Origin of the sequence: Nocardia cyriacigeorgica (genome assembly GCF_005863245.1) — a bacterium.
Classification (GTDB): Bacteria; Actinomycetota; Actinomycetes; order Mycobacteriales; family Mycobacteriaceae; genus Nocardia; species Nocardia cyriacigeorgica_C.
In genome coordinates this window covers 365,785-377,767 of sequence record NZ_VBUT01000001.1, presented here as the reverse complement: position 1 = coordinate 377,767, position 11,983 = coordinate 365,785, and the positions used below count along the sequence as shown (strand labels likewise).

The 11,983-nt window shown below is 69.0% G+C and carries 8 protein-coding genes; 5 read left to right on the top strand and 3 right to left on the bottom strand.

All coding sequences use genetic code 11. The features are described 5' to 3' along the window. Positions 1-24: 24 nt before the first annotated feature. Both FEK34_RS01680 and FEK34_RS01675 read right to left on the bottom strand, forming a co-directional pair. On the bottom strand, positions 25-465 hold the full coding sequence (locus tag FEK34_RS01680; protein WP_138446091.1) for a TIGR03667 family PPOX class F420-dependent oxidoreductase: 441 nt from the start codon (positions 463-465) through the stop codon (positions 25-27). A gap of 104 nt (positions 466-569) precedes the next feature. Beyond that, complete coding sequence (locus FEK34_RS01675) at positions 570-1,964, bottom strand: alpha/beta hydrolase family protein (RefSeq protein WP_138446090.1); 1,395 nt, start codon at positions 1,962-1,964, stop codon at positions 570-572. A gap of 378 nt (positions 1,965-2,342) precedes the next feature. On the opposite strand from FEK34_RS01675, the gene FEK34_RS01670 reads away from it, so the two are divergent. The 4 genes from FEK34_RS01670 (at position 2,343) to FEK34_RS01655 (ending at position 7,594) form a co-directional block, all read left to right on the top strand. After that, entirely contained in the window at positions 2,343-3,635 is a 1,293-nt protein-coding gene (locus FEK34_RS01670; protein ID WP_138446089.1) for a SidA/IucD/PvdA family monooxygenase, read from the top strand. Between the two features lie 60 nt (positions 3,636-3,695). Further along, positions 3,696-4,637, top strand: coding sequence for a methionyl-tRNA formyltransferase (locus tag FEK34_RS01665; RefSeq protein WP_138446088.1), 942 nt, complete (start codon positions 3,696-3,698; stop codon positions 4,635-4,637). A 61-nt stretch (positions 4,638-4,698) separates the two neighbouring features. Continuing rightward, on the top strand, positions 4,699-6,552 hold the full coding sequence (locus tag FEK34_RS01660) for an AMP-binding protein (RefSeq protein WP_138446087.1): 1,854 nt from the start codon (positions 4,699-4,701) through the stop codon (positions 6,550-6,552). Between the two features lie 52 nt (positions 6,553-6,604). Continuing rightward, the gene (locus FEK34_RS01655) at positions 6,605-7,594 is read left to right on the top strand and encodes an ABC transporter substrate-binding protein (RefSeq protein ID WP_138446086.1); all 990 of its coding nucleotides are present in this window, start codon (positions 6,605-6,607) and stop codon (positions 7,592-7,594) included. Positions 7,595-7,643: 49 nt separating this feature from the next. Here FEK34_RS01655 and FEK34_RS01650 read toward each other — a convergent pair whose 3' ends face one another. Then, complete coding sequence (locus FEK34_RS01650) at positions 7,644-8,183, bottom strand: DUF3558 family protein (RefSeq protein WP_171047995.1); 540 nt, start codon at positions 8,181-8,183, stop codon at positions 7,644-7,646. 263 nt (positions 8,184-8,446) lie between these two features. On the opposite strand from FEK34_RS01650, the gene FEK34_RS01645 reads away from it, so the two are divergent. Next, entirely contained in the window at positions 8,447-11,983 is a 3,537-nt protein-coding gene (locus tag FEK34_RS01645; protein ID WP_138446353.1) for a non-ribosomal peptide synthetase, read from the top strand.

The window sequence follows — 11,983 nt, the reverse complement described above, 5'->3', positions numbered from 1 at the left end:
AACGACAGTAGTGGACGGGGCTGGTCAGAAGCCGCGCAGCCGGTCGGGGGTGATGCGGACCGGCACCGAGTACTCGGCGAAGAACTGCTCGCGCGTCATCGAGATGCTCACCAGGCCCTCGGTGTACTTCGCGACGTAGGCCTCGATCTCCTCGGGAGTGGGGGTGGCTTCTTCCACGCGGGCGGTCCCGGTGAAGACCGCCACGTCACCGCCGGTGTCGGTGCTGTTGAGGTTGAGCGAGACCCGCGGATTGCGCGCGATATTGCGCAGCTTCGGCCGGTCGGGCTGGCTGAACAGCAGGAACTCGCCGTCGCGCCACAGGAACCACACCGGGTTCGGCTGCGGCGTGCCGCTCGGGCCGACCGTGGTCAGCCAGACGACCTGCTCGCTGTCCAGGCGCTGGGCGACCTTGGCGCCGAATTCCGTTGTGGGGTCGATGAGTTGCGCGGATCCAGCGGTGGCCATGGTGCTCTCCTCGGTTGTTGCGGCGACTTGTCGAACGACAACGCGGTGATTCCCGACACCATTCCCTAGCAGGTCGCGGGTCCATACGCACCCGGTGCGGCGAGCTACCCGCCCACCGCCCCGCCCTCGATGCCTCGGTGCTGCCGGGCCGCCGCGGTGACGTCGGCCGGTTCACCGCCGAGTGGCTCGTTCAGGAAGGCGGTGAGGAGGTCGTTGGTGGCGTGCTGGGTCGCGGCCGGGCCGCGCGAACCGCCGATGAACCGGGATGCCACGAATCGGGCCGGATGGGACAGGAACAGCGGGACGTCGGTGAAGCTGTAGTGGTTGGCGTCGGCGATTTCGAAGCGGTAGCCGGGGGCTCGGAGGTTGGCGAGCAGGGTGGCGTTGCCGTCTAGATACCGCTGGGAGTGGCCGGTTTCGGCGCGGTCGCTGTCGATCAGCAGGAACGGCCCGGGCAGTGAGCGGGTGGGCAGGTCCCCGTAGAGGGTGCCGTCGATATTGGCGGCGGCGCGGAGGCGGGGGTCGTGGGCCAGCGCGGCGGCGGCTGCGGCGCCGCCGAACGAATGGCCGATCGCGGCAATGTGTTCGGTGTCGAGGTGGGCGGCGAATTCGGGGTCCATGGCGTCGGGGCGGGTGAGCTGATCGACGACGAATCGCAGGTCGGCGGTGCGCAGGTCGAGTTGGGTGCTCATGTACCGGTTCGACTCGGGTTCCTCGGCCGGAACGTCCTGGTTGTTGGTGGCGATGGTGCCGTCGGCGAGTTCGGTCACCGCGGACTCGTAGGGATGGTCGACGGCGAGCACGACGAACCCACGACTGGCCAGATCGACCACCAGCGAGGTGTAGAACGCCCGGGGCGCACCGTATCCCGGCGAGAACAACACCACCGGCCAGCGCTCTCGCGCGGTGCTGATCGGGGCATCGGCATAGGCGTGGGAATCGATGAGGTGGTAGCCGCGCATGATCTGCGCCGGTATCAGCGTCACCCGATCCGGTAGCCGGTCGTAGCCGTCGAGATACAGGTATTGCCGTCCACCGGCCCACTGCGCCGGATACCACGCCTGCACAACCACATTTCGCCGATCCTCGGCCGCGGGGGTCGCGGTTTCCGGCCGATCGGCATCGACCCAGCGAAAGATCGTGCTGCCCACGACGTGCGGGCCGGTCGGCTCGGGCAGGGCGGGCACCGGCGGCAGCGCGGTGGCGAGCACGGCCGCGACGGCGAGCACCGCCGCGCCGACCCGACCGGCGATCAGCAACACCCGGCGCCTGCCCTCGGGCCGATGCGCGGGCAGCACCAGCAGCAGCGACAGCGGGATCAGCAGATAGACCGGCGCGAACTGCCAGTAGAAACCTTCCAGCAGTAGCTGGGCACAGGCGCCGAGAAAAAGCAGCGGCCAGACGAACGGCGCGATCGTTCGGGCCCACCCGCTTGCCACCAGCGCCAGGACCGCGAAGAGCACGGCGATCGCCGAAACCGCCATATCGATGCTGGACACGTCCGCTCGCTTTCCACCCCGTCGACGCTTCCGGTCACGCGACCGGCGTCGAATCCGCCTGCCATCGTGCCTCAGCGCGGCGATATCGCGCGTCGGTCGCAGGTCGTGCGCGGTCTCCTCCTCGAGGATGACAGGGCGGAGCGCGAACTCGGTGGCGGAGTGATCGACATCGGTCCCGATCCCGGGCTGTGCGAGTGAGGCCTTCCTCTCTATGTAAGGTAAGCCTATGCAAACGCGGGAGAGTAGTGCATCCTGTGTGATGGCAGCAGGCGTGGTGTCGACGTCGTCGCTGTGTGGTGCGGGTATCGGACGCTGGTCGGTGGCTGGAATCTCGGCCCCGCGCCGAAGGCTGCGGCCGTCGAGAGAGTGGGAGAACCAGTGGACAGACTTGTCGTAGTCGGTGCCGGACCGAAGGCGCTGGCCGTTGCGGCCAAGGCGCACGTGCTGCGGACGCTCGGCTTGCCTGCCCCGCACGTGACCGTGGTGGAACCGCATGCGGTGGGCGGCAATTGGCTGGCCAGCGGCGGCTGGACCGACGGCAGGCATCGGCTCGGGACCAGCCCGGAGAAGGATCTCGGGTTCCCGTACCACTCCACCTGGGCGCGTGGTCACAATCAGGCGATCAACCAGGCCATGATGGCGTTCAGCTGGACCTCGTTCCTGGTCGAACGCGGCACCTACGCCGAATGGATCGACCGGGGCAGGCCGAGTCCGCAGCACAATGTCTGGGCCAAGTACCTGCAATGGGTGGCCCGCAAGATCGATCTCGACCTCGTCCCCGCGCGGGTGCGCAAGATCTCCGCCGCGGCCGACGGCTGGCTGGTGACCGTGGCCGACGCCGATGGTGAGGTCAGCGAAATCGACGCCGACCGGCTCATGATCACCGGACCCGGCAACAGCAGGCGCGCGTTGACCGAACATCCGAAGGTGCTGAGCATCGCGGACTTCTGGGATCTCGCCGGCAAGCGCAAGCTGCCGGTGTCCTCGCGGGCCGCGGTCATCGGCGGCGGCGAGACGGCGGGCTCGGCCATGGACGAGCTGGTGCGCCACGATGTGCTGACCGTCTCGGTCATCTCCCCGGCCGCCACCATCTACACCCGCGGTGAGAGCTATTTCGAGAATTCGCTGTTCAGTGATCCCGCCAAATGGCGTGCGCTGAGCCTCGACGAGCGTCGCGACGTGGTCCGCCGCGCCGATCGCGGAGTGTTCTCGGTCCGCGTGCAGGAATCGCTGATGGCCGACAACCGCGTGCATCATCTCCAGGGCCGGGTGGTCCGGGTGGCCGAACAGGGTGACGGCGTCGCGCTCACGCTGCGCAACGAGCTGCGCCCGGATCAGGTGCACACCTTCGATCTGGTGGTCGATGCCACCGGTGGTCAGGCGCTGTGGTTCCTGGACTTGTTCGACACCGACGCCGCCGATCTGGTCGAGCTCGCCATCGGCGGGCCGATCACCCAGGCGCGGATCGAGGCCGCCATCGGCCACGACCTGTCCGTCGACGGGCTGGACGCCAAGCTGTACCTGCCGAATCTGGCCGGTCTGGCGCAAGGGCCGGGCTTCCCGAATCTCAGCTGCCTCGGCCAGCTTTCGGATCGGGTGCTGGCCACGACGTCGATCGCCGCGGGTGCGGCCGAACGTGCGTCGGTGCGTTCTGCCCGGCCCTCGGCGTAGCGCCCATTGCCTGTAGGCTAGGCTTGCCTTACTTGGCATCGAGGATGAGGGTTTTCGGTTATGCGTATCGTTTCGTTCGGCTTCCAGACCTGGGGTCGCAAGACCCTACAGGCTCTGATCGATTCGGAGCACGAGGTCGTGCTGGCCGTCACCCATCCCGCCAGTGAGCACTCCTACAAGGGCATCTGGTCGGATTCGGTCGAGGAGCTGGCGCGTGAGCACGGCATCCCGGTGCACGTGACCGAGCGGGCGGACGAGGAAACCATCGACCTGGTCAAGCGGGCCGAACCGGACGTCATCGTGGTGAACAGCTGGTACACCTGGATGCCCGCCGAGCTCTACGACATGCCGCCGCACGGCACCTTGAACCTGCACGATTCGCTGCTGCCCAAGTTCACCGGTTTCTCCCCGGTGCTCTGGGCGCTGATCAGCGGTGAGAGCGAGTTCGGCCTCACCGTGCACCGGATGGACGAGCAGCTCGACACCGGCGACATCCTGGTCCAGCGCTCCCTTCCCATCGGGCCCGATGTCACCGGCACCGAGCTGGTGCTGGCCGGGATGGAACTGATTCCCGGTGCGGTGCACGAGGCTCTGGACGCCATCTCCTCCGGTACCGCGGTCTGGCGGCCGCAGAACAAGGACGAGCGCACCTACTTCCACAAGCGCTCCGAGCGCGACAGCCGGATCGACTGGAACTGGTCCGCGGTCGACCTGGAACGTTTCGTGCGGGCGCTGTCCGCGCCGTACCCCCGCGCTTTCAGCTACTACCGCGGCGAGAAGGTCGAAATCCTGGCTTCGCGAGTGTCCTCGGCCCGCTATGGCGGCACACCCGGCCGGGTCATCGTGCAGGAAGACGGCGGCACCGTGGTCTGCGGGCCGGACGCTTTCCGCGGCGGCAACCACGGCCTGGTGATCACCGCGGTGCGCACCGCTGACGGCGTCGAACACGACGGAGCCGAATTCTTCCGTCGCGGTGGGTATCTCACCGATTCGCCGGAATAGCCGGGCGGAAGCGAGCCAGTCGGCTCGATGGCATAGCACCACTGCGGGGCCGGAGGTAATCATGTCGACCATTACCAATGACGCGGGGAGCTCGCGGCCGCATCGATCCGGCGTCGACCGATCGGTCACCGATCTGCTGCGCCGGCGCGCGCCGTCCGAACCGCGCCGCATCACCGCCCGGTCGCATCGGGAGCCCACCCGCCTCGAAGGCTGGGCCGCCGATCGGCGGGGATTCGCCGCGCTGCCCGACGAACATGCCGTCACCTTCGGACTTGCCGCCGAGCTGCGCCGGCGGCTCGGCGCAACCACCGAAGCCCGTGGCCTCCCGGAGTTCGTGCTGTATCCGGCGGCCGTCGCCGCACTCGCGCATGCCCTCGGATCCGGCACCGATCTCATCATCGAGGTGCCGGCCGCCGGAAGCGTCGATCCGGATCCGGCCGGGCGCACGGCGGATCCGTGGCCGCTGCGCACCGATCTCGCCGATGATCCGACCTTGATCGAGGTGCTGGATCGGGTCGGCGAGTCGGTACCGGAAGCTTTCCGCGCACCGGGCCGGCCGGTCGTTTCGGGCCATGCGCCTGCTGAAGCAGTGCCGCGAGTGGTGATTCGCGGTGCTGACGGGCTCGGGCGAGCGGGGTTCGCCGACAACCTATACCCGGCGGCACGTGCGACAGGGCAAGCCGCCGCGGGCGCGTTGAGCGTGGGGTTCACCCCGGACGCCGACGGCGCGGTCGAGGTGAGCGTGAGCGCCGACGCGGGCCGCTACGAGTCCGCCACCGTCGCCATGTTCGCCCGCTATCTGCGAAATGTGCTGGAGCAGTTCGCCGATGCCCCCACTCGCCGGGTGAGCGAACTGCGGCTGATGACCTCGGCCGAGCGTGAACGTGTGCTCGGTGAATGGTCGACCGGAGTCGACCCGTCCGATCTGCGTGGCCTGGCCAACGTCCTTCGGCACGGCAGGGCGGTCCCCGGTCTCCGGATGGCCGTGCGTCACGGTTCGGCCGAACTCACCTATGAGGAGCTGTTCCAGCGACTCGGCGCGGCCACGGCCGGCGCGGCAGGTGAATCCGAGGTGGACCGATTGATCGCGCAGCTCGTCGCGCTCATGCCGCATGCTGCCGTGTCCGCACCGGCCGACAGCTCGGCCCGCGCCGATACCGGCCGGCGACTCGCCGATCCCGCCCCGACCGTCGGCCTCGGCGGGTTGACGGTGCCGATGGCCGCGCTGGTCGCCGCTATCGCCGACCGGCGGTGTGTCGCGGCCGATCGCCGCCGCGCCGATACCGATCCGGCTCGCCGCCGCGCCGACGTGCGTTTGTTCGCGCTCGACCCCGAGGATCCGCAGCTGGTCGTGGATCTGCTCGCCGCGCTGACCGACGGCGCCACCCTCGTGCTGGCCACGGCCGTGCAGCGCACCGACCCGGCGGCGCTGGCCGAGGTGATCGCCGAGCACGCGGTCACCCAGGTGATCGCGCCGCCGCATCTGCTGGCCGGTCTGGCCGCCCGCGATGTCCGGCTGCCCACGGTGCAACGCTGGGACGTCGCCGGAATCGGTTGGCCCGCTGAGCTTTCCGACTGGCTGTGGGAACTGGCGCCGGATTCGGTGGCCACCTGCGCCTACCGCGTGCCGGGTTATCTGGGTGCCGCGGCGCGTGGTTCGCTGCGCGAGGCCGGCCGGGTACGTCCGGTGCCGGGCGCGAAGATCTTGCTGCTCGACCAGCGGCTGCGCCCGGTCGCCCCCGGTGTCCTCGGCGATGTCTACGTCGGCGGAATCGCGCTGGCCGCGGAATCGGCCCGCGCGGACCGGGACGGCGCCTTCATCGACGATCCGTTCGAACCCGGCCGCCACCTGTTCCGCTCCGGCGATACGGCCCGATGGACCGCCGACGGACGCCTGGCCTTCACCCGAGGTTAGGCTTGCCTATGATCGACCGGCATGGGTCGGGGTTGACCGCAAGGAGTACGGAATGACATTGGCACGAACCACGGCACGGCGCGGCGTGCTCGCCCGGTTGGGATTGGCTGCGATAGCGACGGCGCTGGCGGTGTCGGTGGTGGCCTGCGGCGCCGACTCCGGAAATGGCGACGGTGCCGGCGTCACCGTCAAGCACGGCCTCGGTGAGACCACGGTCGAAGGCACCCCCGAGCGGGTGGTCGCACTGGGCAACCAGTGGCTGGACGCCACGCTGGCACTCGGCGTGACACCGGTCGGCTATGCCGACAGCGTCGCCATCCTGGCCGGCCAGGAGAAGGCGCCGTGGGCGCCGGATTCGCTGCTGGAAGCCACCGCGCTGAAGCAGGGCTCCGACCTCGCCGAGCAGATCGCGGCGCTCGAGCCCGATCTCATCCTGGTTCCGGCCTTCCTGGTCGATCAGGCCATGTACGACAAGCTTTCCAAGCTGGCGCCGACCATCGGTCCCGTCACCGAGGGCGCTCAGGTCGATCTGTGGACCGACCAGGTGACCACGCTCGGCAAGGTGCTGCACAAAGAGGATCAGGCGAGCAAGGTGATCGCCGACGTCGATGCCAAGGTGGCCGGCGTCTCCGACAAGTACCCGAACCTCGCCGGTAAGACCTTCCTCACCTGCATGCTGACCGGGCCGTCGCAGCTCATGGTGCTCGCCGATCCGAAGGATGGTTCGGCGAAGTTGTTCAACGATCTGGGTCTGAGCATTCCGCAGAACATCGTCGCCGAGGCTCCCCAGGGTGGTCGGCTGGCGCTGTCGCCGGAGCGGCTCGACGATCTGACCTCCGACATCCTGATGTGCGGCGCGATGCCGGCCTATGAGAAGAAGTTCAAGGAACTGCCGGGCTACAACGATCTGCCGTCGGTGAAGTCGGGCGGTATGACCTTCGTCGATATCGTCACCATCAGCGCGATCAACACCCCGACCGCCCTGTCGGTGCCCTACGTGCTCGACAAGCTGGATCCGACCTTCGCCGCCGTCGGCAAGTAGGACGTGACCCGGCCGGGGTGTTCACCGCCGCCGCGGCGAACGCTCCGGTTCACGCCCAGGGGATCGCGGCGAAGATGGTGCCGAGCGATTCGGCATTGCGTGAGCACGGGTTGTTGGCGGGGGTGGCCGGAGCCGGGCCCGGCGCCTGCGAGCGCAGGATCACCGTCACCTCGCGGTTGTTGCTGTACGGCGCGGTGATGCTGCAATATTCGGCATTTTCCCCTGGGTGGGGGAGGAAGACCTGGAACGGTCGGCCCAGCTGGTCCATCAGGCGGCGCGCGGTCGGATCGTCCGGGTTCGGCGGGAACTGTTCCACCCGGTGGCGGACCCAGAACATCACGCCGATGCGCTCGGTCTCGCCGGACACCCAGCTACAGCCGTCGGAATCCTCGAGGTGCTGGCCGGGGGCCAGGCCGGGCTGGCGGATCGGCTGAATGCCGGGGATGCCGCTGATCCGGTCGGCCACGTCGGGCGGAACGAGTGCGCAGGGATCCAGGCCCTCGAAGGCCGCTGGTGCCGGGACCGCAGGGGACTGGGCGTGCGATGGTGCGGTGGATGCTGGTCCCGCGGCAGCGCCGATGGCGATCACCGCGGTCGATGCAGCTGCGAATGCAGTGAACGCCTTGCGAAGCAACGATATCCCTTCCTGGGCGACCGGTCTCGGGCCGGACGGGCACAGACTACTGCGGAACCGGGCCCGGCGCACCGACTCTCCGGCATTGGGTGGGAACAGCGGAACCCGACCGCCTTCAAGGAAGGTTAGGCAACCCTATATTATGGGCCCTGTCTCGGCACGACAGTGCCGGCCCGCGGCACGAACAGCGGATGACGAACGAGGAGAACGAGCGGCGCATGGAGCCAACACAGCAGATCGGTCCTGATCAGATCCGCGAGGCGATCGCCGCGCAGCTCGGTCTGGCGCCGGGCGAGATCGCCGACGACGCGGACCTGATCCAGCTCGGCTTGGATTCCATCCGGACCATGAAGCTCGCCGGGAGCTGGCGCAAGCGCGGTGTGAACATCACCTTCGCCGAACTCGTCGAGACCCCGACGGTGTCGAACTGGTCGAGTCTGCTGGAAGGCCGGACGCCGCCCACGGAGGGCGCCGCCGACGCGCCGAGCGCAGCACCCGCGGATTCCGGCGACCAGGCCGAGCCGCTCGCCCAGGAGAATTCGGCGCCGGAATCCGAATCGGAGTTCGACCCGTTCCCCATGGCGACCATGCAGCACGCGTACTGGATCGGCCGGGCCGAGGAACAGGAGCTGGGCGGCGTGGCCGCGCACCTGTACGTCGAGTTCGACGGAGCGGTAGTCGATCCGGTGCGACTGGAACGGGCCGCCGCCGCGCTGGTCGAGGCGCACCCCATGCTGCGCACCCGATTCCTGCCCGATGGCACCCAGCAGACGCTGCGCGCACCCGGCCGTCCGGTCTTCCAGGTGGTGGACCTGCGCGAACGAACCGCCGAGGAAGCCGACGCCGAGCTGGAACGGCTACGTGAGGAGAAAACCCACCAGCGCCTGGCCATCGAAGAGGGACAGGTTCTCGACCTCACCCTGACCCTGCTCGCCGGCGGCCGCACCCGCCTGCACCTCGATGTCGACATGATCGCAGGCGACGCCATGAGCTATCGCGTGCTCATCTCCGATCTGGCCGACCTCTACGGCGGTGCCGAACTCCCGCCGCAGGACTACACCTACCGGCGTTACCTCACCGAACGCACCCCCGATCAGCAGGCGCGTGAGCGCGATCAGGCGTGGTGGCGTGACCGGCTCGCCGATCTGCCCTCGGCGCCCGAGCTGCCCACCATCCCGCTGTCCGAGCGGCAGGAACCCCACCGCACGGTCCGCTACAACCACTGGCTCGAACCCGAAGCCAAACAGCGGCTGCTCGACGCGGCGCACGCGCGCGGGATCACCCCGGCCGTCGCGCTGGCCGCGGTCTTCGCCGACACGATCGGCGGCTGGTCGGCGCAGCCGCGGTTCCTGCTGAACGTCCCGCTGTTCCAGCGCGAACCGGTATCGGCCGGGATCGACCGCGTCATCGGTGACTTCACCTCCTCGATCATGGTCGACGTCGACGTGAGCCCGGACGTGACCGTCGCCGAACGCGCCCGCAGGTTGCAGGCGACGATGCACGAAAGCGCCTCGCATGCCTCCTATTCCGGCCTGGAAGTGCTGCGCGACCTCGGCCGCTTCCGCGGCGAACCGGTGCTCGCGCCGGTCGTCTACACCAGTGCGCTGAATCTCGGTGAGCTGTTCGCGGAGTCGGTGACCGAGACCTTCGGTGAGGCCGTGTGGATCATCTCGCAGGGCCCGCAGGTGTTGCTCGACGCGCAGGTCACCGAGGTCCGCGGTGGTTTGCTGTTGAACTGGGACGTGCGTGAGTCGGCGTTCCCGGACGGCATGGTCGCCGATATGTTCGCCACCTACACCCAGGCGGTGCAGCGGTTGTCCAGCCCGTCGGGATGGGAGGCCGAGGCGGCGGTCCGGCTGCCCGCCGCGCAGGCCGCGGTGCGCGCGACAGTGAACGCGACCGACGGGCCGGTGTCGGGCCGGGTGCTGCACGCCGGATTGTTCGATCACGCGGCCGCGACCCCGGACGCACCCGCGGTGGTGTGGACCCGTGACGGGGTGCGCGGCGGATGGACCTACCGCGAACTGGCCGATCAGGCCCTCGCGGTGGCCGGCGCGTTGCACGCGAACGGCGTCCGGCCGGGCGACGCGGTTGCCGTCCAGCTGCCGAAGGGGCCGGATCAGGTCCTGGCGGTCGCCGGTGTGCTCGCCGCGGGTGCGACCTATGTCCCGATCGGATTCGACCAGCCGGTGAAGCGGCGCGCGGAGATCCTGCGCACCGGTGATGTGGTGGCGGCGCTGGTGGCCGACGGCGCCGATATGGGCGACCCGGCCGTGACGTGTATTCCGCTGTCACAGGCCCGGATCCACCCGTCGCCGCTGGCCGAGCCGGTGCTGCCCGATCCGTCGGCCATCGCCTATGTGCTGTTCACCTCGGGATCCACCGGAACCCCGAAGGGCGTCGACGTGCCGCACAGCGGTCCGATGAACACCATCGACGCCGTCAACGACTGGTTCGGGGTCGACCGGAACGACCGGGTACTCGGCTTGTCGGCGCTCGAGTTCGACGCCTCGGTGTACGACATGTTCGGGATGTTCGCCGTCGGCGGTTCGGTGGTGGCGATGACCGCCGAACAGCGCGCGGAGGCCACCGAATGGGTGGCGCTGCTGCGGGAGCATCGGGTGACGATCCTCAACTGCGTGCCGAGCATGCTGGACATGATCCTGGAAACCGGCGCGAACAACCTGGGTGATTCGCTGCGCGCGGTGACGCTCGGCGGCGACTGGGTCGGCGCCGATCTCGCGCGCCGGCTGGCCGTTCAGGTGCCCGGCTGCCGATTCTCCGGCCTGGGCGGTGCCACCGAGACCTCCATCCACAACACGATCTGTGAGGTCAGCGATCCGCCGGCCTCCTGGAAGACCGTGCCGTTCGGGGTTCCGCTGCGCAATGTGCGCTGCCGTGTGGTCGCACCGACCGGACGGGACTGCCCCGACTGGGTTCCCGGTGAATTCTGGGTCGGTGGCGCGAATGTCGCCGCCGGCTACCGCAATGATCCCGAACGCACCGCGGAACGGTTCGTCGATCATGACGGCCTGCGCTGGTACCGGACCGGGGATATGGCGCGGTACTGGCCCGACGGCACCATCGAATTCCTCGGCCGCGCCGATCATCAGGTCCAGATCCGCGGTTACCGCGTCGAGCTGGGCGAGGTCGAAACCGCGTTGCGGGCCGCGCCGGGCGTGCGCCACGCGGTCGCCGCGGTCATCGGCACGAGCGCACCCAAGCTCGTGGCCGCCGTCGCCGGATTCGACGGCAGCGTCGAGGAGTTGCTCGCCACACTGCCGGATCTGCTGCCCGGCTACATGATCCCGACGCGGATCCAGCTGCTCGAGCAGATGCCGCTGACCGCCAACGGCAAGCTCGACCGCCGCGCCGTGGTCGCGCTGCTGGATCGACCGGACTCCGAGGCGGTCGAGGCCCGGCCACGCAACCGGCTCGAAGAGGCGCTGTGCCACATCGTCGCCGAGGTGCTCGGTGGGCACGACATCGGTATCCACGACGATTTCTTCAGCGCCGGTGGTGATTCGGTGCTCGCGACCACCGTGATCGCGCGGGTGCGGGAATGGCTGGATGTGGACCACGCGCTGGTCGGCGATCTGCTCATCGGCCGGACGGTCGCCGAGGTGGCGCACCGGTTGCAGTCGCGTGAAGCGGAACTGGGCACACCCGATCGGCTCGAAGCCGTCGCACAGCTCTATCTCGAAGTGTCGGCCATGACCGATGACGAGATCCTCGCCCTCGACCAAGGAGTCTGA